The sequence below is a fragment of the Arthrobacter cavernae genome (assembly GCF_017368795.1).
Taxonomy (GTDB): Bacteria; Actinomycetota; Actinomycetes; order Actinomycetales; family Micrococcaceae; genus Arthrobacter; species Arthrobacter cavernae.
The window spans coordinates 86316-111684 of record NZ_JAFNLL010000017.1; the positions used below are offsets into that span (position 1 = coordinate 86316).

Below are 25369 nucleotides of genomic sequence, written 5' to 3' on the forward strand. Positions count from 1 at the left end.
CCCCATGGACGTTTCCCGCCTCCGTGAGATCTGCCTGGGGTTCCCCGGTGCCTTCGAAGACTTCCCCTTCGGCGCCGAAACCTCCGTGTTCAAGGTGCGTGCCGCCGTCGCCGGCGGGGCCCGGCATGAGGCCAAGATGTTCGCCCTGTCGGCCATGGATCCGGACAACTGGTCTGTGAGCCTCAAATGCGAACCGACCCTGGCCGGGCAGTTGCGTGCCGCCCATCCGGAGATCACCGGCGCCTGGCATATGAACAAGACCCATTGGAACGGCGTCCGCCTGGACGGCGCCCTGCCGGACGACATGGTCCGGGACATGGTGGAGGACTCCTACGACCTTGTGGTGGCCACGCTGAGCCGCAAGCAGCAGGAACAGCTCGGCTGGGCCCGGCTCGCCCAGGGGCGCAGTACCTGACGCCACGCTCCAGGACCCCCATGGTGGGCGTGCGGATCCTGCTGGAACGGGGCTGGATCCTGCACGCGGCTGCGCGTTTCCCTGAGGCCATGGTGGAGTTCCAATTGGCCGAGCAGTGGGCTGGGCGCGTGGGCACGGAAAACCAGCAAATACGGGCCCGTGAAGCCATTAACGAGTGCGGAAAGTCGCTGGCGGGAGGACACTGGGAGAGGCTCTGAAGCAGCGGAAACGCTGGATGGGAGGGGATCACAAAACGATCACACTTTGACAAATGTTGATCGAAACTAGCGTGAAATATTGATTTTCGATCATTCGTGGTGAAGTATGTCACACGAAGGACGGCGTCGTTCGCGATCGTCCCCACTGCCCGACTAACGGCCTGCGTGCCGCACCAGTCGGCACAACGAGTCACTGAAGGGTTTAGAAATGAACGTTCAGCACCAGTCCTTTGGTCGCCGCGGATTCCTGCGTGGAGCACTCGCCGCAGCAGTGCTCGTGCCGATGGGCGGCGCACTGGCTTCCTGTGCAGGGGGCGGCGGCGGAGGCACCGCCGGCCCCACGGGAACCATCTCCGACGCCAACCCTTTTGGCATGGCGGACAAGTCCACCGTTGATGCCGTGATCTTCAAGGGCGGCTACGGGATCGACTACGTCGACTTCGCCGGCAAGGCGTTTGAAGCAAAGCACGCCGGTTCCACGGCCAAGATCGCGCCGTCCACGGACATCGCGCAGGAACTCCAGCCGCGCTTCGTCGGCGGCAACCCGCCGGACCTGATCGACAACTCCGGCGCCAAGTCGATCGGCTTCAGCACCATCCTGGCCCAGCTGGAGGACCTGAACAGCGTGGTGGACGCCAAGAACCTCGAGGGAACCGTTATCAGGGACACCCTCTACGACGGCGTCCTTGCCCCGGGTACCTTTGAAGGCAAGCTGGCAGCCCTGAACTATGTGCTGACCGTGTTCGCCAACTGGTACTCGGCGTCGCTGTTCGAGGAGAACGGCTGGACCGTTCCCAAGACCTGGGACGAGGCATACGAGCTGGGCGGAAAGGCCAAGGAAAAGGGAAAGTACCTGTTCGTCTGGGGCAAGGAAGCCGCTTCCTACTATCTCTGGATGATGATCGAGTCCGCCATCAAGGAAGGCGGCCACGACGTCCGGCTGGGCCTGGAAAACCTCAAGGCAGACGGCTGGTCGCACCCGGCGCTGCAGGGCGTTTTCACCGCCGTGGAGAAGATCGTCAAGGCCGGCTACTTCAAGCCAGGCGGCTCGGGAACCCAATTCACAGCGGCCCAGGCACAGTGGACCAACGCCCAGGAGTCGTTGATGTACCCGTCCGGTTCCTGGATCGAAAACGAAATGAAGGACCAGACCAAGGCCGGCTTCAAGATGACCGGCGCTCCCGTCCCCACCCTGACGGCTAGCTCCAAGCTGCCGTTCGCGGCCATGCACAGCGCCGCAGGCGAGCCGTTCATAGTCCCGTCGCAGGGCAAGAACGTGGCCGGCGGCAAGGAACTGCTCCGCGTCATGCTCTCGAAGGAGGCCGCCACCAACTTCGCCAAGACCAAGCTGGCTCCGACCATCGTCAAGGGCACCGTCCCCGCGGACGGCTTCGGTTCCACCGCTCTGGTCTCCCAGACCAAGATGCTCGGGGACGCGGGCAAGGACATCTTCACCTGGAACTTCATTGACCTTTACGGCATGAACAAGGACCAGCTGGTGATCATGAACTCGTTCCTGGACGGCAAGGCGGACGTGGCAACACTGACGTCAGAACTGCAGAAAATCACCGACAAGGTCCGCAACGACAGCTCGGTCAAGAAGATTGAAGTGAAGTGACAGAAGTGAAAACAAAGCCGCGCCGGAACGACGGCGGCCTGACCGCCGTCGTTCCGGACACCGCTCCACCCGCCGTCAAGCGGCGGCGCAAGCCCCTGACGTTCGACAAGGTCAGCTTCTTCGCGGTGTTCCTCGGGCTGCCGCTGGCCATCTACGTCCTGTTTGTGATTTCGCCGTTCGCTCAGGCGTTCTACTACTCCATGACGGACTGGACCGGCTTCTCGCCCACCCAGAACTTCACGGGGCTGGAGAACTACCAGCGCATCTTCACGGATGACATCTTCATGAAGGCCATGGGGAACAACATCCTGCTGGTCATCTTCCTGCCGATCATCACCATCATCCTCAGCCTGGTGCTGGCCACCTTCGTGACCGTCGGCGGAAGCAGCAAAGGCCAGATCAAGGGTCTGCGCAATTCGAGCTTCTACCGAGTTGTCTCCTTCTTCCCGTACACGATCCCGGCCATTGCCATCGGCATCATGTGGGGTCAGATCTACGATCCTTCCGGCGGTCTGCTGAACGGCATCCTCACGTCCATGGGCCTGGAGCAGTTCAAGTCCTTCGCATGGCTCGGGGACAAGAACACCGCCATGATCGCCACCATGTTCGTGATCGTGTGGGGCTTCATCGGCTTCTACATGGTGCTGTTCGTGGCAGGCATCAAGGGCATCCCGGCCGAGCTGTTCGAGGCGGCCAGGATCGACGGCGCGGGGCGCTTCCGCACCGCCGTCTCCATCACCATCCCGCTGATCCGGGACAACATCCAGACCGCCTACATCTACATGGGCATCCTGGCGCTGGACGCGTTCGTCTACATGGCCGCACTGAACTCCGGAGGCGGCCCGGACAACTCCACCCTGGTGATGGCCCAGCAGCTCTTCTTCACCGCTTTCACCAAGGGCCAGTTCGGCCTGGCCAGCGCCATGGGCGTTGTGCTGGCCGTAGCCACCCTGATTTTCTCCGGCCTCGTGTTCCTGGTCAACAGGCTCACCGGCGGCGACAAGGATGTGTCCCTCTGATGAGTACCAGAACCGCCAACCAGGAAATGAAGTCGCTGCACTTCAACCCGCGCAAGCCGGCCACCACGCCCGGTGACAAGGTGGTGGGCGCCGTTTCGCACTCTGCCCTGACCATCTGGTCGCTCATCGTGATCCTGCCGCTCCTCTGGACTTTCATGTCCTCCTTCAAGACGTCCAGCGAGATTTTCGCCTCGCCGTTCGCCTTGCCCTCGCAGTGGCGTTTCGACAACTACATCCGGGCCTGGAGCGAAGCCGGAATCGGAAGCTACTTCCTGAACTCCGTGATCGTGGTGGGCTCGGCGTTGGTGATCGTCATGGTGCTCGGAGCCATGTGCGCCTACGTCCTGGCGCGCTACGCGTTCCCGGGCAGCAAGGCCATCTACTACCTGATGCTGGCCGGTCTGACGTTCCCGATCTTCCTGGCCATGGTCCCGCTGTTCTTCATCCTGAAGAACATCGGCCTGCTCAACACCCTGCCGGGACTGATCATCACGTACGTCGGCTTCGCGCTCCCGTTCACCGTGTTCTTCCTGTTCTCCTTCTTCAAGTCGCTGCCGAATGAAATCACCGAGGCGGCGGCCCTGGACGGCGCAGGGCAGTGGCGGACGTTCTTCCAGGTGATGCTGCCGATGGCCAAGCCCGGGCTCGCGTCCGTGGCCATCTTCAACTTCCTGGGCCTGTGGAACCAGTTCCTCATCCCCGTGGCGATCAACGCCGCCGGACCCCGGGTGCTTTCCCAGGGCCTGGCAGCCTTCGCGGGCCAGATGGGCTACGCCGTGGACTTCGGCGCGCTCTTTGCCGCGGTCACCGTCACGGTGGTTCCTGTGCTGATCGTCTACGTCATCTTCCAGCGCCAGCTGCAGGGTTCGGTGTCGCAGGGCACCTCCAAATAGCGCCGCTCTCCCGAGTCAACGCCCGACGGCGGTCCTCACCTTAAGGCGGGGGCCGCCGTCGGGCTGTCCCACCCCATCCGATGAGAGACTGATCCCATGATCTTCATCGTCGTCAAATTCAAGACCAAGCCCGAATGGACCGAACGCTGGCTGGACCTCGTGGCCGACTTCACCGCGGCAACCCGCGCGGAACCGGGCAACCTGTGGTTCGACTGGTCCCGCAGCGTGGAGGACCCCAGCGAGTTCGTCCTGGTGGAAGCCTTCAAGGATGACGCCGCCGGAGACCACGTCAACAGCGAACACTTCAAGAAGGCCATGGTGGACATGCTGCCCGCCCTCGTGGAAACGCCCCGGATCGTCAGCCGCCAGCTCGACGGCGACGGCTGGGACAGCATGGGCGAACTGGCCGTCTGATGTGGATCGGCTGGATCGAGTTCGACATCCTCCTGGGCGACGTCCAGAGCCTGAAGGAGAAACGGTCCCTGGTGCGCCCGTTGATCGCGGAGCTCAAGAGGCGGTTCGAGGTCACGGCGGCCGAGACGGGCCATCTTGAGCAGCACCGCCGGGCCCTGGTGGGTGCCGGCCTCGTCGCGGCAGACCGGGCGCACCTCGTGGAGGTGCTCGACGCCGTCGAGCGCTTTGTCGCGGCCCGTCCCGAGCTGGAGCTGCTCAGCGCCCGGCAGCGGGAGCTTCACAGCGAAGACTGAGCGCCAACGCAAAAACCGCACCCGCTGCGGACCGCGGCACCCATTCGAATGGGTGCGTTGGTCCGCAACGGGTGCGGTTTCTGAATTCCTGCCTTAGCCGAAGTACTTCGGCAGGGTGGCCTCGTGGGCTTCGCGGAGGGCGTCGAGCGAAAGCGTCTCCACGCCGTTGATCTCCAGCTGGCCGCCGGCAGCGTCAACCACGCCAACCCGGAGGTGTGCGAAGCCGCGGGCGGTGCACATGTCCTTGAAGCGGACTTCCTCGGAGCGGGGAACCGCCACCAGGGCGCGCGCCTGGGACTCGGAGAACAGGGCCGTGAACAGGTCCACGCCGTCGCGCTCCAGCAGGTCCTCGAGCGCGATCCGGGCACCGACGCCGTAGCGCAGCGAGGACTCCACCAGGGCTGCCGCGAGGCCGCCTTCGGAGAGGTCGTGCGCGGAGTCGATCATGCCGTCGCGGGAAGCGTTGATGAGGATCTCGCCCAGCGCGCGTTCGGCGGCGAGGTCAACCTTCGGCGGCAGGCCGCCGAGGTGTCCGCGCAAGTTGGACCATTCCGAACCGTCCAGCTCCGCCGCCGTCGTGCCCAGCAGGTAGATGGCCTGGCCGTCTTCCTTCCAGCCCGACGGCGTGCGGCGCGCGACGTCGTCGAGCTTGCCGAGCACTGCCACCACGGGGGAGGGGTGGATCGGCGTGGTGCCCGTCTGGTTGTACAGGGAGACGTTGCCGCCGGTAACCGGGATGCCCAGCACCATGCAGGCGTCGGACAGGCCGCGGATGGCCTCGGCGAGCTGCCACATGACGTCCGGGTCCTCGGGGGAACCGAAGTTCAGGCAGTCGCTGACGGCCATCGGCACGGCGCCGGAGGTGGCGACGTTGCGGTAGGCCTCGGCCAGGGCCAGCTGTGCGCCGTGGTACGGGTCGAGGTAGGTGTAGCGGCCGTTGGCGTCGGTGGCCAGGGCCACGCCCAGGCCGGTTTCCTCGTCCACGCGGACCACGCCGGCGTCATCCGGGAAAGCCATGGCGGTGTTGCCGCCGACGTAGCGGTCGTACTGCTTGGTGATCCAGGACTTGTCGCACATGTTCGGCGAGGCGACGAGTTCGGTGACGGCGGCAGCCAGTTCCGCTGGGGCGGAGGGGCGGCCGGCATCCTGTACGGAACCGGTGAACGAATCGGCCTGCACGGAATCCTGCCAGGAGGGCCGGGCGTACGGGCGGTCGTAGACGGGGCCGTCGTGGGCCACGGTGCGCGGGTCGACGTCGACGATTACTTCGCCGTCCCAGGTGATGATGAGGCGGCCGGTGTCGGTGACCTCGCCCAGCCAGGAGTACTCCACGGCCCACTTGTCCATGACCGCTTCGAAAGCGGCAATGTTCTCGGGCGTGACCACGGCCATCATGCGTTCCTGCGACTCGGACATCAGGATCTCGCCCGGGGTCAGGGTGGGGTCGCGCAGCAGCACGGAGGTCAGTTCGACCTGCATGCCGCCGTCGCCGTTGGAGGCCAGCTCGGACGTGGCGCAGGAGATGCCTGCGGCGCCGAGGTCCTGGATGCCCTCAACGAGGGAACCCTTGAACAGCTCGAGGCAGCACTCGATCAGCACCTTCTCGGCGAAGGGGTCGCCCACCTGCACGGCGGGGCGCTTGGAGGGCTTGGTGTCGTCGAAGGACTCGGAGGCCAGCACCGAGGCGCCGCCGATGCCGTCGCCGCCGGTGCGTGCACCGAACAGGACCACCTTGTTGCCCTTGCCGGAGGCGTTGGCGAGGCGGATGTCCTCGTGGCGCATGACGCCAACGGCCAGTGCGTTGACCAGCGGGTTGCCCTGGTACACGGCGTCGAAGACCATTTCGCCGCCGATGTTCGGCAGGCCGAGCGAGTTGCCGTAGCCGCCGATGCCTGCAACGGCACCGTGCATGACGCGGGCGGTGTCCGGGTGGTCAATGGCACCGAAACGCAGCGGGTCCATCACGGCCACCGGGCGGGCGCCCATGGAGATGATGTCGCGGACGATGCCGCCGATGCCGGTTGCGGCACCCTGGTAGGGCTCCACGAACGACGGCGAGTTGTGGGACTCGATCTTGAAGGTCACGGCCCAGCCGTCGCCCAGGTTGGTGACGCCGGCGTTTTCGCCGATGCCCACCAGCATGTCTTTCTTCATCTCGTCGGTCACCTTTTCGCCGAACTGGCGCAGGTGGTTCTTCGAGGACTTGTAGGAGCAGTGCTCGCTCCACATCACGGAGTACATGGCCAGTTCGGCGCCGGTGGGGCGGCGGCCCAGGACCTTCACGACCTCGTCGAATTCGTTCTGCTTCAGGCCCAGTTCGGCCCACGGCAGTTCGGTGTCCGGCGTCTTGGCAGCGTTCTCGACCGTGTCGATGTTGAACTTCTTGTTGACTGCGTCAGCGGAAATAGTCACTTGGCGCCTCCCACGAGCTTGTTGAGGACAGAGGTGAAGAAGCCCAGGCCATCGGTGCCGGCGTTGGATTCCGGACCATAGCCGGTTTCCACTGCGTGCTCCGGGTGCGGCATGAGGCCCACAACGTTGCCGGCGGCGTTGGAGATGCCGGCAATGTCGCGGCGCGAGCCGTTCGGGTTGAAGCCCACGTAGCGGAACGCGACGCGGCCCTCGGCCTCGAGGGCGTCAAGGGTCTTCTCGTCCGCGATGTACTGGCCGTCCTGGTTCTTCAGCGGAATCGTGATTTCCTGGCCGGCGGCGTAGTCCGAGGTCCACATGGTGGAGTTGTTCTCTACGCGCAGGACCTGGTCGCGGCACAGGAACTTCAGGTGGTCGTTCTTGATCATGGAACCGGGCAGCAGGTGCGACTCGGTCAGGATCTGGAAGCCGTTGCAGATACCCAGCACAGGAAGCTTGGCATCGGAGTTGGCGGCGTCCACGATCTTGGACATGAGCGGGGCGAAGCGCGAAATGGCCCCCGCGCGCAGGTAGTCACCGTAGGAGAATCCGCCCGGGATGACCACGGCATCGACGTCGGCCAGCACGGTGTCGGCATGCCACAGCGAGACGGCGGTGCCGCCTGCCAGGCGGACTGCACGTGCGGCGTCGCGGTCGTCAAGGGAGCCGGGAAACGTGACGACGCCAATCCGGGCGCCGGCGAGCTCGCGGGCACCAGAAGCGTCGGCGGCGGCCGCAGCCTCGCCGATCAAGGGGAGTTCAGTCATGTCAGGCCTCGACGACCTCGACGTTGACGACGTCTTCGATCACCGGGTTGGACAGCAGGGTCTCGGCGGCTTCGCGGGCCTGGGCGAGGATGGCGTCGGTCACCTCGCCATCGACGGTCAGTTCGAATCGCTTGCCCTGGCGGACAGCGCTGAAGCTGGTGAAGCCGAGGCGGGGCAGTGCACCCACGATGGCCTTCCCCTGAGGGTCCAGAATCTCGGGCTTAAGCATGACGTCGACGACGATCCGGGGCATCCGGTAACTCCTGTGCGTGAGTTGGGTGAACCTTAAATAAGGGTGTCGCGGAGAATTGCCGTCTCACGCCGTTCAACTGAATCCAAACAGTGTTATCCAAACAGTGTTCAGCAACAGTGTTCTTGAAAACAGCATGAGGGGGGCGCTCCGCGAGCTTGCATGCCCATTCTACCGGGCGATCCGCCCATACCCTATTCACCGACGATCAGTGAAGAGGCGCCGCCGAAATGACGCAAAAAGGAGTCCTGCCGCGGTTTTTGGGCGTATTGGAAGCGCCCGACGGCGACTCTGGCCTGCCGTGGGCCGCGTCACTAGGATGGCGGCATGGCGGAGAAACCAAAGTCGATGGTGCTGGGTGTTGTTGTTGCGGCAGTTTTTGCGGGCCTGGGCCGGATGGTCTTCCAGAAGGTCAAGGCGGACAGGGCGGCCCGGGAGCAGCATGTGACGGCGCCGCTGGACGAGGCCACGCGGGCCAGGATCAGCGACGCCCTGCGCACTCCCAAGCAGTCCTGAATAGCGCACGTACAAATGCGCTATTTGTGGCGGTCAAAGCGGCCCAATCCGGCGTATTTTGGTACGTACACAGGGGCCCGTCCCTCGATTGAGCATTCATTGCGACCAGGAGGAACCATGACCGAACATGTTGCCGAAGTCTCCGCCTGCAGTGTTGGCAGCTGCGGATTCAACCACCATGGCTGTACCGCTTATGGCATCACCATCGGCGGAACCAAAGATCACGCATCCTGCGCCACCTTCATTGACACCACCGCAATGGGCGGGCTCCCGAAGGTCCTGGCCCACGTCGGCGCCTGCCAGCGTGCGGAGTGCGTTCACAACGAGCACCTCATGTGCGAGGCCCACGACGTCAAGATTGGCCCGGGCGCCGAAGCGGCCGACTGCCTGACGTACGAGCACGCCTGACATCCGAGTCTGACGTCCGAGGCTCGCAGGCAAGAGCCCCGAGCTAGGTCCATAAGTCAGATCCCGATCCGCATAGCGGGCACGCACCCTTCCGACGGGGGCGTGCCCGCTTTTGCGTGTGCGGGGGAGTTTGTGTGCTCGCGCCCGCGCGCCGGACGACCAGCGCCTCCCGCGTGCCTGTGCCCGCCGGCGTGGCCGCGCCCGCCAGGGGCACCTGAGGCCGCCGAGGAGTGAGGTCTCGACTCTTTGAAGCTTCCAAAGAGTTGAGACCTCACGCATGGATGTCGGGGGACGGCGCCGGCCCACGTCGCTCGCCGCTCGACCAAGCCGAACTTGGCTGGAACCGGCCCGCTTCTGACGCCTTGTGGGCGCAATCTGGGCGAAGAAATCACTTTATTGCATGTCGCTCTGGAAGTGTGACCCTCGGCACCCTATGGTTGTAGGACGTTCGATGTGGCACGTAGCACAATGTCGCCGCAAGGCCCCGAGCCACTCGTTCGATCCCCGCAAGGCCGCCCAGCGCGGTACTACGAAAGGACGCTGGATTTTGAAATCCACATGCACGCACTCTGGACTGGCCATCGCCTGCCGCACCGCGGCCGCCGGTGCTCTGAGCCTCGGCCTTCTGGCCGGGCTTGGGCTGCCGGCCAACGCCGCCCCGATCCCGCCGAACAACCCGGCCGCGGCGCCGGGTGTCTTCACCGAGTCCAACATCGGTGCCGACCGCACGGCGGCCAACTTCTTCTACCGGATTCCCGCCCTGACGTACCTGGGCAACAACGTGGTGCTCGCCTCCTGGGACGGCCGTCCCGGCAGCGCCGCCGATGCCCCGAATGCCAACTCGATCGTGCAGCGCCGCAGCACCGACGGCGGCCAGACCTGGGGTCCAGTGCAGGTCATCGCCGCAGGCCACATGGGCGACGCCACCGGGCCCAAGTACGGCTACAGCGACCCGTCCTACATCTACGATGCCGAGGCCGGCAAGGTCTTCAACCTCTTTGTGTACTCCAAGGACCAGGGTTTCCACGGCAGCCAGTTCGGCAACGACGACGCCGACCGTACCGTGATCTCCTCCGCCGTGATCGAGTCCTCCGACGGTGGCGTCACCTGGAGCCAGCCGCGCCTCATCACCAACGTCACCAAGCCGGGCACCAGCAAGACCAGCCCGGTAGCCGGCGACGTCCGCTCCAACTTCGCCTCCTCCGGTGAGGGCATCCAGCTCAAGTATGGCCAGTACAAGGGCCGCCTGGTCCAGCAGTACGCCGGCGATGTCCGCCAAGCCGACGGCACCAACAAGATCCAGGCCTACAGCGTCTACTCGGACGATCACGGCGTCACGTGGCACAAGGGCGCCAACGTGGGCGACCGCATGGACGAGAACAAGACGGTTGAGCTCTCCGACGGCCGCGTGCTGCTGAACTCGCGCGACAACGCCAACCAGGGCTACCGCAAGGTGGCTGTCTCCACCGACGGCGGCGCCAGCTACGGTCCCGTCACCCAGGACACCGAGCTCCCGGACCCGGCCAACAACGGCGCCATCGCCCGGATGTTCCCGGCGGCGGAGCAGGGTTCGTCCGATGCCAAAAAGCTCATCTTCACCAACTCCAACTCCAAGACCGGCCGTGAGAACGTCTCCGCCCGCGTCTCCTGCGACGACGGCGCCACCTGGCCCGGCGTGCGCACCATCCGCTCCGGCTTCTCCGCCTACTCCACCGTGACCCGGCTGGAAGACGGCAAGTTCGGCGTGCTGTACGAGGGCAACTACACCGACAACATCCAGTTCGCGAAGTTCGACGACGCGTGGCTGAACTACGTCTGCGCCCCGCTGTCCGTGCCAGCCCTCACCACGGCCCCCGGCGCCACCAAGCAGATAGCGGTCACCGTCACCAACCAGGAAGCCACCACGCTGTCCGGCGCCAACGCCACGGTCTATACCCCCACCGGCTGGACCGCCACCACGGTGCCCGTCCCCGACGTCGCGCCCGGCGCCTCGGTGACCGTCAACGTGGACCTGACCGCACCGGCGAACGCCAGCGGCCCGCAGAACCTCAACGCCGCGTTCACGACGGCGGATGGCCGGGTTTCGCAGTTCACCTTCACGGCCACCGTCCCGGCAGCCCCGCAGGTGGGCCTCACCATCACCGGAACGGCCCCTGCCCGCGACGTCGTCACCAGCCCGTACCAGACGGGCGACGTCCTGGGCTACACGTTCAACGTCAAGAGCACCGCCAACGTCACCGCGAATTCAGTGCCCGCCTCCGGCAACTTTGAGACCGGCTTCCTCCCGCCCGCCCCGGGCGCACCCAGCTCGCCCAACTGCCGGTTCAACAGCCTGGCCGCCGGCGCCAACTACAACTGCACCACGGCCAAGCACACGCTGACGGCCGAGGACATCGCCCGCGGCTATTTCGTCCCCCAGGCGAGCTTCACCATCACGGCCAGCGCGACGCCGTCGCTCACCAAGACGGTTCCGTTCACCGGTGCCGCAGTGGCACTGCGTGACGGCCTTGTCTCCGCCGCCATCACGGGCGCCCGCGGCGATGCCGGGCGCGATCTCGCCACCCAGCCGTACGCTGCCGGTGACGCTTTCCCGTACACGTTCAGTGTGAGCAACACGAGTCCGCTCGTGGAAAAAGTGGTCCCCACTGCCGGCAACTTCAGCCCGTTCGTCCCTGAAGGCCCGGGCAACTGCCGCTACGGCGTGCTGCCGGCCGGCCAGGGCTACAGCTGCGCGACGCCGCGCCACGCCGTGACGGTGGACGAGGCCGCGCAGGGCTTCTTCGTCCCGCAGACCACGTGGGAAGTCAGCTCCGCGGGCCAGAGCAGCAAGAACTACACGATCGACGGCGGCGAAGTTGACCTGAAGGTCCGTGACGCCAAGCTTGAAGGCACTGTGGCCGCCGAGTGGAACGACGCCGACGGCGACCGTTTCGCCAGCGCGGGCGATGCCGTCACGTACACCTACACGGTGGGCAACGCCGGCAATGTTTCGCTGACCGGGCTGAGTGCACCGGACGCCTCGATCAGTGAGCCGAACGTGGCCGTGGGCGGGACCGTGACGGCAACGCGCGAGCACGTCCTGACCGCAGCCGACATCGCGGCAGGCCGCCTCGACGCCGTGTCGTTCGAAGCAACCGCCTCCAACGGCGCAAAGCGGGTCACGGTCACGGTGACCGGCGGCGCCGTCGTGCTGGCTTTCCAGCCGGCGCAGCCGGAGACGGTTCCCGTCCTGGCCGTCCAGGACCTCGGGGAGCAGACGGCTCCGCTCGAGCTGGGCACCCAGGATAAATACTGCAACGGCCAGAAGGTGACCCTGAAGGGTCTCGACTACGGCCAGTGGTACTACGTCTACCTCAACAAGAAGAGCTACCGGATCGGCTGGATTTTCCCCACCACCGACAACACGGTTGAGTTCATCCTGCCCTCCGACGTGCAGAACGGCCGCGACGACGTGGTGGTGCTGGACAAGGACGGAAACCAGGTCTCCTTCGACCTCCTGCAGGTCACGCCCAAAGGCTGAGTTGGGTTAGGACCCCTGCCCCGCGGCAGGCGGTAAACAACTGGGCGGGCCGGTGGATCTTCCACCGGCCCGCTCTTCCTGTTTTGGGAGCCCTTTCCGCCGGGCGTGACAAGGCAAAAATGTCCAGGTGTGCTCTATGTCATATTCAGCTGCCGCTCGGTACCCTGAGAATCAGCTGGTCCTTTGCTCAAATGACAAGAAGTGTCAAATGGCAACCGGTCCCAGTTGATTGATCCAGGCCCCAACGACCGGATCGCCCTTATTGAAAGGTGCAACCACTCGTGAAATCACAAGGAAAGGGATTCGTGCGAAGCGGGGGGCTTCGAAAGGCTTCGGCACTCGCCGTGGGACTTCCGCTACTGTTCTCCTCCGTGGCGTTGGCACCCACCCACGCCGCCCCGGACACAACGGTGGCGGGCATCGCCAAGAAAAACATTGACCCCGGTGCCCTCCAAGACGGACGCTACATGGTGGTCCTGGCAGAGAAGCCTGCGGCAACGTACGACGGCGGGACCCCGGGTTTTGAGGCCACCAAACCGAAGGAGGGCAAGAAGCTCGACGCCAACAAAGCCGAGGTCAGGAAGTACCGGTCCCACCTGGAGCAGAAGCACCAGGAGGTGGCCAAACAGGAAAACGTGCAGATCAAGCGCGAGTTCACCGCGGCCGTCAACGGCTTCAGCGCGAACCTTTCCGCCGACCAGGCCATCAACCTGGCCAAGGACCCCAAGGTCCTGATGGTTGCACCCGACACCCAGTTTGCCCCTGACTACTCCACCACGGACTTCCTGAAGCTCAGCGGGCCCAACGGCACCTGGAACACCCAGTACGGCGGCCAGGCGAATGCCGGCAAGGGCACCGTGGTGGGTGTGATCGACACCGGGTACACGCCGTCCAGTCCGTTTTTCTCCGGGGAACCGGTATCCCCGCTGCTCGGGAACCCGCAAGTGGGCGTGCCGTACCGCACGGCCGACGGCAAGATCGCGATGCTCAAGGCCGACGGCGATACCTTCGTCGGCGAATGCCAGGCCGGCCAGGGCTTTGACGGAACGGCCTGCAACTCCAAGGTCCTCAGCGCCCGCTACTTTGCCGAGCCGTTCCTGGAAACCGTTCCCCCGGCCAACCGGGCACCCCAGGAACTGATCTCACCCGTTGACGTGGACAGCCACGGAACGCACACGGCCAGCACGGCTGCGGGCAATGCCAACATTGAAACCAGCGTGGACGGACGCAGCTTCGGCATCACGAGCGGCATCGCCCCGGCTGCCAAGATCTCCGTGTACAAGATCTGCTGGGAAGACAATGATCCCGTCACCGGCGGCTGTTTCGGCTCCGCCGCTGTTGACGCGATCGAACAAGCCATCCTGGACGGCGTAGACGTGCTGAACTACTCGATCTCCGGCTCGGCGACCACCACCACAGACCCGGTCTCCCTGGCCTTCCTCTCTGCCGCTTCCGCTGGCATCTTCGTCGCGGCATCGGCCGGCAACTCCGGCCCGAACGCCGGCACCGTCCACCACGGGGCACCGTGGCTGACCACCGTTGCCGCCACCTCGTTCTCCCAGGAGCTCCAGGGAACCATCGAATTCTCGGACGGCAGCAAGCACCGCGGCGCCAGCATCATGAACAAGGAGGTGATCGGGGCCGGCGTCGTACTGTCCACCAACGCAGCCTCAGCCACCGGCAACGCAGCACTCTGCACCCCTGGCTCCCTGGATCCCGCAAAGATCGCCGGCAAGGTTGTGGTCTGTGACCGCGGCGTTGTCGACCGTGTTGCCAAGAGTCGCGAGGTCCTCCGCGGCGGCGGCGTGGGCATGATCCTGGTAAACCTCGTTGACTCCTCCCTGGACACCGACAAGCACGCGGTGCCCACTGTCCACGTGAACCCGCCGGCCACCCAGGCCATCAAAGACAAGGTGACAGCCAACCCGGCCATCACGGTCTCCCTGCTGAACCGGGACACCACGGGCCTGCCCCTTGAGGCGCAGCCGCAGATTGCCGGCTTCTCGTCCCGCGGTCCGCTGCTCGCCACCGATTCGGACCTCCTGAAGCCGGACGTCTCGGCTCCCGGCGTGGCCGTCCTGGCGGGCGTTTCGCCCATCGGCACCGGAGGCGACACCTTCGGCTTGCTGTCCGGTACATCCATGGCCGCCCCGCATGTGGCCGGTTTCGGTGCGCTGATCCTGGGCAAGAACCCGCAATGGTCCCCGGCCACCGTGAAGTCCGCCATGATGACCACGGCCGGGGACGTCGTGCTCGCCAACGGGACCAGGAACACCGATGTCTTCGCCACCGGTGCCGGCCAGGTTGACCCCGCCGCCGTCCTCTCGCCGGGCCTTGTCTACGACGCCGATACCGAGGACTTCCTCAAATTCATCCAGGGGACGGGACTCGACCTCGGCATGCCGGGTCTTGGCTCCACCCTCCCGCGCGACATGAACGTCGCCTCCTTCGCCCTGGGCAACCTGGCGGGCAGGATCGAGGTCACCCGTACGGTGACGGCCCTGACTCCGGGCCTCTACCGCGCCACGGCCAATGTCCCCGGCGTCAAGGTCAAGGTCTCCCCGTCCGTGCTTGACTTCAGATCGGCGGGGGAGAAGAAGACGTTCACGGTCGAGTTCGAAAACGTGAACGCAGATCTAGGCACTTTCGCCATGGGTTCCCTGAGCTGGCAGAGCGCCGGCAAGACCGTCACGTCCCCGATTGCGGTCCGTCCGCAGTCGGTCGTGGCGGCCAAGAGCCTCGCCTTCACGGGAGGCCCTAGCGGTTCGGGAGAGATAGACATCGTTGCCGGCACCAACTTGCCGGTGGCCGTGACCGTCGACGGTCTGTCCAAGGCGGATTCCTCGGCGATCGAACTGGTCCCGGGCCCCTTCACCGGCAGAACTGACGCCTCCAACTTCGTCAAGACGGTCACGGTGGGACCAGGCAAGGCGCTGGCGAAGTTCTCCGTCATTTCCTCCGATGAAGCCGCCGACTTCGACATGGTGGTCCTGACGCCTGACGGCCAGCTGTTGGTCTCCGCCACCGGGGCAGCGAGCGAATCGGTATCCGTTCCGAACCCGGCGGCCGGCGACTACATCGTCTTCGCCAACCTGTTCGCAAGCCCGGACAACCGGCCCACCAAGGCAAGTGTTGACGCCGCCGTCCTGGGCGCCAACGAAGGCAACGCCACGGTGACTCCGAACCCGATCAGGCTGGGCAACGGCAGTGTGGAGACCATCACACTCAACTGGGCGGGCCTGACGCCGGGCACCTACATCGGCCGGCTCACGTTTGCGGGCGCCAGCGATCCTACGTTCGTCACCGTAGTGGTGGTGCCCGCTGAGTAGGATCCGAAGAAGGACAAGAAAAACAAGGGCAAGATCCGCGGCGACGAGCCGGTGGAGAACCCGAACAACGCCATCTGAACCGGCGGAACTCAACTGAAGAGCTGAATGAACGGCAGCGACCGGCGGAGGATCCCCCCGGCCGCTGCTGTGCGTTCCGTGCCGCGGCCCGGATACTGCGGGCGCCCCCTTGCCGTGCGGTGGTCCCAGGGTGTCGAATCTGTAGACAGGGTCGAGCGCGGGAACACTCCAGGAGGCACCATGTCGGCGAAAGGCACAAGCGGCACGGCGAAAAGTCCGGGGCGGCCCCCGTCCGAGTCCCGGCGGGGAGATGCGTCCGCCGTGCCCGGCATGGACGGTCCTGGGGGCATCCGCAACGTGGCCCTGGTGGGCCGCTCGGGCGCCGGCAAGACGATGCTGGTGGAGGCCCTGTTGGCGGCCACGGGCGTCATTTCGCGGATGGGATCGATCGTGGACGGCACCACTCTGAGCGACTCGGAACCGGCCGAAATCCACCAGCAGCGGTCGGTGGCGCTTTCCGTGGCGCCGCTGTCCCTGGACGGGCTCAAGGTGAACCTCATCGATACGCCCGGCTACACGGACTTTGTGGGCGAGCTGCGTGCCGGCCTCCGCGCAGCGGATGCTGCCCTGTTCGTGGTGTCCGCCAGCGATCCCATCGACGCGGCGACCACGGCTTTGTGGGCCGAGTGCGAACGTGTCGGAATGCCCCGTGCCGTGGTGATCAGCCGCCTGGACCATCCGCGGGCGGATTACGACGCCGCCCTGGCCGCCTGCCGCGAGGCGTTCGGCGAGTCAGTGCTGCCGCTGCATTTGCCCGTGCGCACCGACGGAGCTGTCACCGGACTGCTCGGGCTGCTTGCCGGAACGGTTTCGGACTACAGCGCCACCGAACGCGCCGCCGAACGCCGCGCCGAGCGCCCCGCGGTGCGCCCGGCGGAGCCCGCCGAGCTGGCCGCCGCGGAGTCCGCACGCGGCGCACTCATCGAGGGGATCATCGCGGAGAGCGAGGACGAGACCCTGATGGACCGCTACCTCGGCGGTGAGGACATCGCCCTGGAAACGGTGGCCGAGGACCTGGAGACCGCCGTCGCGCGCGGTTCGTTCTTCCCGGTGCTGGCCACCTCGGCAGAAACAGGGGTCGGCATCGACGAACTGCTGGAGGTACTGGGCAGCTCGTTCCCGTCTCCGCTCGAACGCCCCCTGCCGGCAGTGACGGAGCTCGATGGCGCGCCGGCCAAGAGGCTCAGCTGCGACCCCGCGGGGCCGCTGGCCGGCGAGGTGGTCCGCACCAGCATCGATCCGTTCCTCGGCCGGGTCTGCCTGGTGCGCGTCTTCTCCGGCACGCTGCGGCAGGATTCGGCCGTGCACGTGGCCGGGCACGGCCTGTCCGCCCGCGGTCACCAGGACCACGACGCCGACGAACGGCTCACGCACCTGCACTCCCCGCTGGGCTCAACCCTGCGGCCCATGCCGCAGTGCGTGGCCGGAGACATCTGTGCCATCACCAAGGTGGGGAGCGCCGAAACCGGCGACACGGTATCGGCGAAGGAGCTGCCGCTCCTGCTGTTGCCCTGGGACATGCCGGAGCCGCTGATGCCTGTGGCGGTCAAGGCGGCCTCGCGCAACGATGAGGACGCCCTGGCTAAGAGCCTGGGTAAGGTCACGGCAGGCGACCCGACGCTGCGTGTGGAACGCAACGCCGAAACCCATCAGCTGATCCTGTGGTGCATGGGCCAGGCACACGCCGACGTGGTGCTGGACCGGCTCCGTGAGCAGGGTGTGAAACTGGAGACGGTCGGCGTGATCACGCCGCTCCGGGAGACCTTCGCCGCGCCTGCCAGCGGCCACGGACGCTACGTTAAGCAGTCCGGCGGGCACGGCCAGTACGCCATCTGCGACATCGATGTGGAGCCCCTTGAGCGCGGTGCCGGCTTCGAGTTCATCGACAAGATCGTGGGCGGCGTGGTTCCCGGGCCCTTCATCACCTCGGTGGAGAAGGGCGTCCGGGCGCAGATGCAGAAGGGCGTGTCCGCCGGTTTCCCGGTGGTGGACATCCGGGTGCGGCTGGTGGGCGGCAAGGCCCACAGCGTGGACTCCTCCGATGCCGCGTTCCAGGCGGCGGGCGCGCTGGCGCTGCGCGAGGCGGCGGCCGCCACGCGCATCCAGCTCCTTGAGCCCGTCTCCGCGGTGACCATCACCGTCCCGGACGAGTTTGTGGGCGCCGTGATGAGCGATCTGTCCTCCCGCCGCGGGCGGCTGACCGGCACAATCGCGGCCGACGGCGAGGGCACCGAGATCAGCGCCGAAGTCCCGGACGATGAGCTGCTGCGGTACGTCGTCGAGCTGCGCGCACTGACCGCGGGAACCGGCCGCTTCCGCCGCAGCTACCTGCGGCACGAACCGCTGCCGCCCAACGTCACCCCGCCGGTCCTGAACGCCTGACGCCGCCGCGCTAAACGTCCCCCGTGGACCCTGCCACGCCGCCGAGCAGCGCGGCCATGGTGCGCCAGCGCGCAATCTCGCAGCCGTCCGTCCGGCTGAAACGGCTGCTGACCTTGCGGCCATGGAACCAGCCGGTCACCACCGCCACCTGCGGACCCCCGTACTGTTGCGTGCAGATCCGGTACGGCGTGGGCACCGGGAAGAAGACCGCTTCGCCGTGCTGCTCGACGGCGGCTAGAGCCGCGGGCGCATCCGGCAGGGTGGAGCCGGGGGAGAGGCGGCCGTCGGCGGCGCGGAGGACGAACTCATGCTCCGGGCCGCCAGGCGACTCGGTCAGCTTGACGGTCAGCTCGACGTCGTACGGTGAATCCTGACGCGTTTCCGCGGAAGCCATGGCTACCTTTCGCTGGCGGCGGGTGCGGCGGCGACAGCCGCCAGAAGCGGCTGCACGGCTGCGAGCACGCGGGCCCTCAACTCCTGGGATTCGGCGGCGAAGGCCCGCTGGTACTCAACGTACTCGGCCTTGCCCTGCGCTGTCTCGATCCTGATGGGCGGGTAGCCCCATTCTTCGAGATCGTAGGGCGAGGCCTGCATGTCCATGGTGCGGATCCGCCAAGAAAGCTCAAAGCAGTCCATCACCAGTTCGCTCGGCAGGGCCGGGGCCAGCTTGTAGGCCCACTTGTAGAGGTCCATGTTGGCGTGCAGGCAGCCGGGCTGCTCCATGGTGCGCTGGTTGTCGCGGGTGGGGGTGAGCTCGTTGCGCGGGATGGCGTCCGGGGTGTAGAAGCGGAAGGCATCGAAGTGCGAGCAGCGGATCCGGTTCTCCTCCACCACCGTGTCCGTGCCTTCGGAGCCGAGCCGCAGTTGCAGGTATTCGTGCCGGAGGTCGAACTTGTCCTGCCGGTACACCATGGCCCACTCGTGCAGCCCGAAGCAGCCGAACTGGCCCGGCCGCGCCGCGGTGCCGGCGAGGATGATCCCCGCGAAGCGCACGGCGTCGGCGCGTTCGGCCAGGAACCGTTCCCGGTCGAAGGCGACCGCCACGGTACCCGCCGGGAGGCCAGCGGCCGCCAGCCCGGCGTCGTCGAGCACTGCGTAGAACTTCCACGCGGCGCGTTCGGCCGCGCGCTCGCCGGACAGCACCACGCCGTCGCCCGGGTGCCAGCGCAGCAGCTGGCCGGGCTTCTGGGTGTAGTAGGTGAAGAGGAAATCCTCCACCGGGTGCTTGCGCCCGGCGGAGCGCCGGGCCAGGTAGGGATCGGCGTAGCGGGCGACGCGCGCGTGATGGGCAGCCTCCAGCCCGAGCCATTGCTCTTGCGGGAGGTGCCGGGGCCTAGGAAGCTCCACCGGAGGAACCAAGGATGTCGCGGACGGCGTTCCACGCCGAGATTTCGCAGCCGTCCGTGAGGCTGTAGGAGGCGTTGACCTCGACGCCGTCCACGGCGCCGGAAACGCTTGCCGTCTGCGGCCCGCCGTACTGCTGGGTGCAGATCTGGTCCACGGATTTCGGCTGGCGCTCCAGCAGGGCCGGGTTGTTCTTCAATGCCGTGCAGGCAGCGGCTGCGGTGGGGTGCTTGCTTTCGGGGGCCGGGGCGCCGTCGCGGCAGACGAGTGTATGGCTCGCCGGGGCGGCGTCGGGGGAGTCCTTGACGAGGATCGAGAGTTCCGCATTGCCCTGGCCGGGGGTGACTTCTGTGCCGGGGTAGGAGAGCGAGGGGTCCGGGGTCATGTCCTCCGGTCCCAGCGTGGTGGGCAGTGTGCCGTTGGAGGGCGAGGCGGACTGTGTAGCGGACGACGGCGGCGCGGAGCCTGTGCCGCTTCCGCTGGGGGCGGCCGGCGGGCCGGCCGTACAGGCGGCGAGTCCGGCCACGGCAAGGACCGCCAGCAATGGCCGTACTGTTCGCAAGCGCATGGGACTCTCCTAGGTTTCTGCCATTTTACGCCCCTTGACTGCTTGTGATCTGAATCACTAAGGTGATGGGATGTTCCATGTCCAATATGGGGCTATTGGGGGAAATCCATTGGGGAAAGAGTCACCGAACCCGCACGCCGCCCTGGCGTCGGGAGCTGCACTCGTGCCCGGCCCCGTGCCGGGACTGTCGAAAGGACTGGGATGCCCCAGAACCACCATCGAACCCTCCGTTCCCTCTCGGCGGCAGGCCTCGGGGTTGTGACCTTGCTGGCCGGCGCCCTTGGCACGGCCATGCCGGCCTCGGCCGCGCCCACGGATCCGCCGGGGACGTTCACTGAGCAGAACCTCGCGCCCACCCTGGTCAGCCCCTTTGCGGCCTACCGGATCCCGGCGCTCAGCTACCTGGGCAACGGCGTCGTGGTCGCGGCCTGGGACGGCCGGCCCACCAACGCCGCCGATTCGCCCAACCCCAACTCGATCGTCCTGCGCCGCAGCACCGACGGCGGGGCCACCTGGGACACGCAGCGCACCGTCCTTGCCGGCTTCCAGGACAGCGCCAACGGCGGCGCCGCGAAGTACGGCTACAGCGACCCCAGCTTTGTCTACGACGCCGTGGCCAACAAGCTGTTCCTCTTCTCCGTCTACTCCCAGGACGCCGGCTTCACGGCGAGCACCTTCGGCAATGACGATGCCAACCGCAACGTCATCAGCGCCCAGGTTTCGGAGTCCACCGACGGCGGCGTCACCTGGGGAACGCCGCGGCTGATCACCAGCGTGGTCAAGCCCGGAACCAGCACCAGCAACCCGCAGACGGGCGACGTCCGCGCCATGTTCGCCAGCTCGGGCGAAGGGATCCAGCTCAAATACGGCGCCTACGCCGGACGCCTGATCCAGCAGTTCGCCGGCGATGTGCGGCAGAGCGGCGGCAGCAACGCCATCCAGGCCTACAGCGTCTACTCCGACGACCATGGCGCCACCTGGGTCAAGGGTGCCAATGTGGGCACGCAGATGGATGAGAACAAGACCGTGGAGCTCTCTGACGGACGTGTCATGCTCAATTCCCGCTCCAACAACGCCGCGGACAATGCCCGAAAAGTGGCCATTTCCACGGACGGCGGCGCCAGCTACGGGGCCGTCACGATGGACACGAACCTGAGCGATCCCGCCAACAACGCCGCCATCACCCGGCTCTTCCCGGATGCCGCGGCGGGAACGGCGGACGCCAGGAAGCTGGTCTTCACCAACGCCAACCACGCGGACAACCGACAGAACGTCTCGGCCCGCGTCTCGTGCGACGACGGCGCCACCTGGGGTGTCCCGCGCACCATCCGTTCGGGCTTCTCGGCCTACTCCACCGTCACGCGGCTCGAGTCCGGCCAGCTGGGCGTCCTCTACGAGTCCAGCTACAGCACCGGCATCATGTTCGCGAAGTTCAATGACGCCTGGCTCAACAGCTGCACGCCTCCGGCTGCCGCCGGGATCACCACCATTGCCGGCGTCGAGATCTCGGGGACCCGCACCGATGCCGCCCGCAACCTCGTCACCAACCCCTACGCGGCCGGCGAAACCGTCTCCTACAGCTTCACGGTGACCAACAAGAACGCCGGCACCGTGGCGGTCACGCCGTCGTCGGGCAACTTCGCCCCGTTCGTGCCGCCCGGAACCGGCAACTGCCGCTACCTCAGCCTCGCCGCCGGCGCCGGGTACACCTGCAGCACGCCGCTGCACACGGTCACCGTGGCCGAAGTCTCGCAGGGCTACTTCGTGCCCGACACCAGTTGGGCGATCACCGGCGCAGCCACCGGAAGCGGCAATGTCCTGGGAACCCCGGTCCCGCTGGCCGGCGGAATCCAGGCGCCGAACGGCTCCATCGCGGGCGTCACCATCACCGGCGCTCGCACGGACACCGCCCGCGACTTCGTGGCCAACCCCTACGTGGCGGGCGAAACCGTTAGCTACCAGTTCACCGTCAAGAACACGACGGCGGGAACGCTCACCGTCGCGCCGACGGCAGGAAACTTTGCGCCGTTCGTGCCCCCGGGAACCGGAAACTGCCGCTACACGAACCTCGGAGCCGGGGCTTCCTATGTCTGCAGCACGCCGCTGCACACGGTCACCGCGGCCGACGTCGCCCTGGGCTACTTCGTCCCGGACAGTTCCTGGAACATCACGGCCGGAAGTACGACGTCGGGCCGTCTTCTGGGGGATGTGGTGAGACTGAAGTAATGCCCTGCCAGTCCCTGTAAGCCGCCGGCCCGTGCTCCCCAGTGGACACGGGCCGGCGGCCGTTCAGGCGGGGCGCTGTTCAAAGCAGGGCGCGCGTCAGGCGGGTGCGTCCGCTGGGAGCTGCGTGGCTGCAATGAGGCCCGTCATGGCTTTGTGGAGGCTGGCGACTTCCTCGCGGCTCAGATGGAGGCGTTCCATGATGGTTCCCGGAACCGCGGTGGCCTGCTGCCGCAGGGCGGTGCCGGCCTCGGTCAGGGTGATGGCCAGGGCGCGCTCGTTGCCGGGGATGCGGCCGCGCGTCACCAGGCCGGCATCCTCCAGGCGGCGCAGGATGGGCGAAAGCGTGGCCGGCTCGTGCAGCAGCGCCTCGCTGACGTCCTTGAGCGTGCGCGGACTGCGTTCCCACAGTGCCAGCATGACGAGGTATTGGGGATGCGTCAGGCCCAGCCGTTCCAGCACCGGCTTGTAGACCCCCACCACGCTGCGCGAGGCGACCGTCAGCGCAAAGCACAGCTGGTGCTCCAGCAGGAGGTCGTCGTCGTTCGCGGTCTCCGGGGTGATTTCACGGACCGTTGTCACGGTTTGCCTCCAGCGTTGCTCAGTGAATTGATTGGCGAATTGATTAGTGCACTAATTGTTAGTGTACTCTTAAACCACACTACCTTTGAAAGGGGAGTCGATCCGGGTGGCAAAGGAATCCTTAACCCACAAGTTCATGCGCGCCACAGGCAAGCTGCGGGTCATCTTCGGGCCTGCGCACAGCAGCTCGCTGGACCATGAGATGACCGAGGAAAACCGCAGGCTGCTCGCGCAGCGCCAGGCGGAAACCCAGCAGTGGGAAACCCTCCGCCGCCCGGACGGCAGCACCTACGTGGTGCCGAAGAACCCCGGGGACAAGTCCCTCCGCTGAGCCGGATTCCGGGCCTTTTCGGGCTTCCGGGCGTAAAATTGGCTCACTGGAACCACCAGGTACGGCCGTTCGGCCGGACCTAGCTGCGGGGAAGGAGGTGGAAGTTGTGGGACATGCACTTGACACCTTCATGAAGGTGACGGACCGCCTGCAGGCGCTCTTCGGCCCGGCGAGCCAGGGCGATACCAAAGCCCCCGTGGTCCACAAGCACGACAAATATGAATCGGCTTCGCAGGTCGACCTCGAGCACTTCGTTGTAGAGACCGATACCGAGGGCCATCGCTACGGCGTCCGCAAGGAACCAGACTAAAACTCAAAGCCGACTGAAACTAAAGCAAAAGGACCGGAGCGCGAGCCCCGGTCCTTCACGTTCAACCCCCGACGGCGGGTGGCCGGCGGCACCGCTGGTGCAGCGCCGTCCAGCGGGTGTACCTAGCGGCCGGTGCCGCCGTAGACGGTGGCTTCGGATTCGGCGTCGAGCTCAAAGGCCGAGTGGATGGCGCGCACGGCCTCGTCAAGCTTGTCGGCATCGGTCACGACGGAGATGCGGATTTCCGAGGTGGAGATCATGTTGATGTTGATTCCCGCATCGGAGAGCGCCTTGAAGAAGGTGGCCGAGACCCCCGGGTGGGAGCGCATGCCGGCACCGATCAGGGACAGCTTGCCGATGTGCTCGTTGTATTCGATGCTCTCGTAGCCGATTTCGCCCTCGGCTGCGCGCAGGGCGGCGAGGGCATCTGCGCCCTCGACGATGGGCAGGGTGAACGAGATGTCCGTGCGGCCGGTGCCGTGCGTGGAGACGTTCTGGACGATCATGTCGATGTTCGAGTGGGCATCGGCTATGACCTGGAAGATCGCTGCGGCCTTGCCCGGGATGTCGGGAACGCCTACAACGGTGACCTTGGCTTCGGACCGGTCGTGCGCAACGCCGGAGATGATTGGCTGCTCCAAGGCAACTCCCTCTTGAGTCTGGATCTTGTCATCGGCCCCGGGCAGGACCCAGGTGCCTTCGTTCTGGCTGAATGAAGAGCGGACGTGCAGCGGCACGCCGAAGCGGCGGGCGTACTCCACGCAGCGCAGGTGCAGGATCTTGGCGCCGGAAGCGGCCAGTTCCAGCATTTCCTCGCTGGAGATCCGGTCGATCTTCTGGGCGGCGGGAACCACGCGCGGGTCTGCCGTGTAGATGCCGTCCACGTCCGTGTAGATCTCGCAGACATCGGCCTCAAGGGCGGCGGCCAGCGCCACGGCGGTGGTGTCGGAGCCGCCGCGGCCCAGCGTGGTGATCTCGTTGGTGCTGCGGCTCATGCCCTGGAAGCCGGCCACGATGGCGATGTGTCCCTTGTCCAGGGAGGTGCGGATGCGGTGGGGATCGACGTCGATGATCCGGGCCTTGCCGTGGATGCCGTCCGTGATCATGCCGGCCTGGGAACCCGTGAAGGACTGGGCCGAAGCGCCGTACTTGTTGATGGCCATGGCCAGCAGGGCCATGGAAATGCGCTCACCGGCGGAGAGGAGCATGTCCATCTCGCGGGCCGGAGCGGAATCGGTCACCTGGGCGGCCAGATCCAGGAGTTCATCGGTGGTGTCGCCCATGGCGGAGACCACCACGACTACCTCGTTGCCGGCCTTCTGCGCGTCCACAACACGACGTGCAACCCGCTTGATGCCTTCGGCGTCCGAAACCGAGGAGCCGCCGAACTTCTGCACGATCAGCTGCTTGGTGACGGCAGCCTCGACGGACAGCTCTTCGGTCTTCACTTCGGTAGTGGGCATACTCATGCGCGCACCCTCA

Annotated in this window: 23 protein-coding genes; 15 read left to right on the forward strand and 8 right to left on the reverse strand. The window is 66.2% G+C overall.

Annotated elements, in window-relative coordinates; genetic code table 11:
• The first annotated feature begins 4 nt into the window (after positions 1-4).
• The 7 genes from J1902_RS09130 (at position 5) to J1902_RS09160 (ending at position 4870) form a co-directional block, all read left to right on the forward strand.
• On the forward strand, positions 5-415 hold the full coding sequence (locus J1902_RS09130) for an MmcQ/YjbR family DNA-binding protein (RefSeq protein WP_207615937.1): 411 nt from the start codon (positions 5-7) through the stop codon (positions 413-415).
• A gap of 20 nt (positions 416-435) precedes the next feature.
• A complete protein-coding gene (locus J1902_RS09135) occupies positions 436-633 on the forward strand; it encodes a hypothetical protein (RefSeq protein WP_207615938.1) in 198 nt (65 codons plus the stop codon).
• A 208-nt stretch (positions 634-841) separates the two neighbouring features.
• Positions 842-2251, forward strand: coding sequence for an N-acetylglucosamine/diacetylchitobiose ABC transporter substrate-binding protein (gene ngcE, locus J1902_RS09140; protein WP_207615939.1), 1410 nt, complete (start codon positions 842-844; stop codon positions 2249-2251).
• On the forward strand, positions 2248-3270 hold the full coding sequence (locus J1902_RS09145; RefSeq protein ID WP_207615940.1) for a carbohydrate ABC transporter permease: 1023 nt from the start codon (positions 2248-2250) through the stop codon (positions 3268-3270). Before ngcE ends, J1902_RS09145 begins: the two co-directional genes overlap by 4 nt.
• The gene (locus J1902_RS09150) at positions 3270-4163 is read left to right on the forward strand and encodes a carbohydrate ABC transporter permease (RefSeq protein WP_207615941.1); all 894 of its coding nucleotides are present in this window, start codon (positions 3270-3272) and stop codon (positions 4161-4163) included. Before J1902_RS09145 ends, J1902_RS09150 begins: the two co-directional genes overlap by 1 nt.
• 96 nt (positions 4164-4259) lie before the next feature.
• On the forward strand, positions 4260-4577 hold the full coding sequence (locus J1902_RS09155; RefSeq protein ID WP_207615942.1) for a putative quinol monooxygenase: 318 nt from the start codon (positions 4260-4262) through the stop codon (positions 4575-4577).
• On the forward strand, positions 4577-4870 hold the full coding sequence (locus J1902_RS09160) for a DUF503 domain-containing protein (protein WP_207615943.1): 294 nt from the start codon (positions 4577-4579) through the stop codon (positions 4868-4870). The genes J1902_RS09155 and J1902_RS09160 overlap by 1 nt, the downstream gene beginning before the upstream one ends.
• 93 nt (positions 4871-4963) lie before the next feature.
• On the opposite strand, the gene purL is transcribed toward J1902_RS09160, so the two are convergent.
• Genes purL through purS form a run of 3 tightly spaced genes read right to left on the reverse strand, consistent with a single transcriptional unit; the run spans position 4964 to position 8299 of the window.
• The gene (gene purL, locus J1902_RS09165) at positions 4964-7282 is read right to left on the reverse strand and encodes a phosphoribosylformylglycinamidine synthase subunit PurL (RefSeq protein WP_307794405.1); all 2319 of its coding nucleotides are present in this window, start codon (positions 7280-7282) and stop codon (positions 4964-4966) included.
• Entirely contained in the window at positions 7279-8046 is a 768-nt protein-coding gene (purQ, locus tag J1902_RS09170; RefSeq protein ID WP_207615944.1) for a phosphoribosylformylglycinamidine synthase subunit PurQ, read from the reverse strand. The genes purL and purQ overlap by 4 nt, the downstream gene beginning before the upstream one ends.
• A 1-nt stretch (position 8047) precedes the next feature.
• Entirely contained in the window at positions 8048-8299 is a 252-nt protein-coding gene (purS, locus tag J1902_RS09175; protein WP_207615945.1) for a phosphoribosylformylglycinamidine synthase subunit PurS, read from the reverse strand.
• A gap of 324 nt (positions 8300-8623) precedes the next feature.
• On the opposite strand from purS, the gene J1902_RS09180 reads away from it, so the two are divergent.
• The 5 genes from J1902_RS09180 to J1902_RS09200 all read left to right on the forward strand — a co-directional run bounded on the left by J1902_RS09180 (position 8624) and on the right by J1902_RS09200 (position 18529).
• Positions 8624-8812 (forward strand): hypothetical protein, encoded by a 189-nt coding sequence (locus tag J1902_RS09180; protein WP_207615946.1) that lies wholly within the window; start codon positions 8624-8626, stop codon positions 8810-8812.
• Positions 8813-8929: 117 nt separating this feature from the next.
• On the forward strand, positions 8930-9220 hold the full coding sequence (locus tag J1902_RS09185; RefSeq protein WP_207615947.1) for a DUF1540 domain-containing protein: 291 nt from the start codon (positions 8930-8932) through the stop codon (positions 9218-9220).
• 547 nt (positions 9221-9767) lie between these two features.
• Positions 9768-12740 carry an exo-alpha-sialidase gene (locus tag J1902_RS09190; RefSeq protein WP_242701795.1) on the forward strand — a complete coding sequence of 991 codons (2973 nt, stop codon included), beginning with the start codon at positions 9768-9770 and terminating at the stop codon, positions 12738-12740.
• Between the two features lie 344 nt (positions 12741-13084).
• Positions 13085-16069, forward strand: a complete 2985-nt coding sequence (locus J1902_RS09195; RefSeq protein WP_307794406.1) for a S8 family serine peptidase — start codon at positions 13085-13087, stop codon at positions 16067-16069.
• A gap of 258 nt (positions 16070-16327) precedes the next feature.
• Positions 16328-18529: an elongation factor G-like protein EF-G2 gene (locus J1902_RS09200; protein ID WP_207615949.1), complete on the forward strand. Its 2202-nt coding sequence runs from the start codon at positions 16328-16330 to the stop codon at positions 18527-18529.
• A 10-nt stretch (positions 18530-18539) separates the two neighbouring features.
• On the opposite strand, the gene J1902_RS09205 is transcribed toward J1902_RS09200, so the two are convergent.
• From J1902_RS09205 to J1902_RS09215, 3 genes are read right to left on the reverse strand one after another with little or no spacing between them, the layout of a single operon-like run.
• Complete coding sequence (locus J1902_RS09205) at positions 18540-18923, reverse strand: serine protease inhibitor (RefSeq protein WP_207615950.1); 384 nt, start codon at positions 18921-18923, stop codon at positions 18540-18542.
• A gap of 2 nt (positions 18924-18925) precedes the next feature.
• Entirely contained in the window at positions 18926-19876 is a 951-nt protein-coding gene (locus J1902_RS09210; protein WP_207615951.1) for a 3-methyladenine DNA glycosylase, read from the reverse strand.
• Positions 19863-20441, reverse strand: coding sequence for an SSI family serine proteinase inhibitor (locus J1902_RS09215; RefSeq protein ID WP_207615952.1), 579 nt, complete (start codon positions 20439-20441; stop codon positions 19863-19865). Before J1902_RS09215 ends, J1902_RS09210 begins: the two co-directional genes overlap by 14 nt.
• A gap of 201 nt (positions 20442-20642) precedes the next feature.
• Between J1902_RS09215 and J1902_RS09220 the strand changes: the two genes are divergently transcribed.
• Positions 20643-22667, forward strand: coding sequence for a sialidase family protein (locus tag J1902_RS09220; protein ID WP_207615953.1), 2025 nt, complete (start codon positions 20643-20645; stop codon positions 22665-22667).
• Positions 22668-22763: 96 nt separating this feature from the next.
• On the opposite strand, the gene J1902_RS09225 is transcribed toward J1902_RS09220, so the two are convergent.
• A complete protein-coding gene (locus J1902_RS09225; protein WP_207615954.1) occupies positions 22764-23246 on the reverse strand; it encodes a MarR family winged helix-turn-helix transcriptional regulator in 483 nt (160 codons plus the stop codon).
• 106 nt (positions 23247-23352) lie between these two features.
• Between J1902_RS09225 and J1902_RS09230 the strand changes: the two genes are divergently transcribed.
• Together J1902_RS09230 and J1902_RS09235 are read left to right on the forward strand one after the other, a co-directional pair.
• The gene (locus J1902_RS09230) at positions 23353-23577 is read left to right on the forward strand and encodes a hypothetical protein (protein WP_207615955.1); all 225 of its coding nucleotides are present in this window, start codon (positions 23353-23355) and stop codon (positions 23575-23577) included.
• 106 nt (positions 23578-23683) lie between these two features.
• Positions 23684-23887 carry a hypothetical protein gene (locus J1902_RS09235; protein WP_372434442.1) on the forward strand — a complete coding sequence of 68 codons (204 nt, stop codon included), beginning with the start codon at positions 23684-23686 and terminating at the stop codon, positions 23885-23887.
• Between the two features lie 122 nt (positions 23888-24009).
• Here J1902_RS09235 and J1902_RS09240 read toward each other — a convergent pair whose 3' ends face one another.
• On the reverse strand, positions 24010-25356 hold the full coding sequence (locus J1902_RS09240) for an aspartate kinase (protein ID WP_207615956.1): 1347 nt from the start codon (positions 25354-25356) through the stop codon (positions 24010-24012).
• Between the last annotated feature and the right edge of the window lie 13 nt (positions 25357-25369).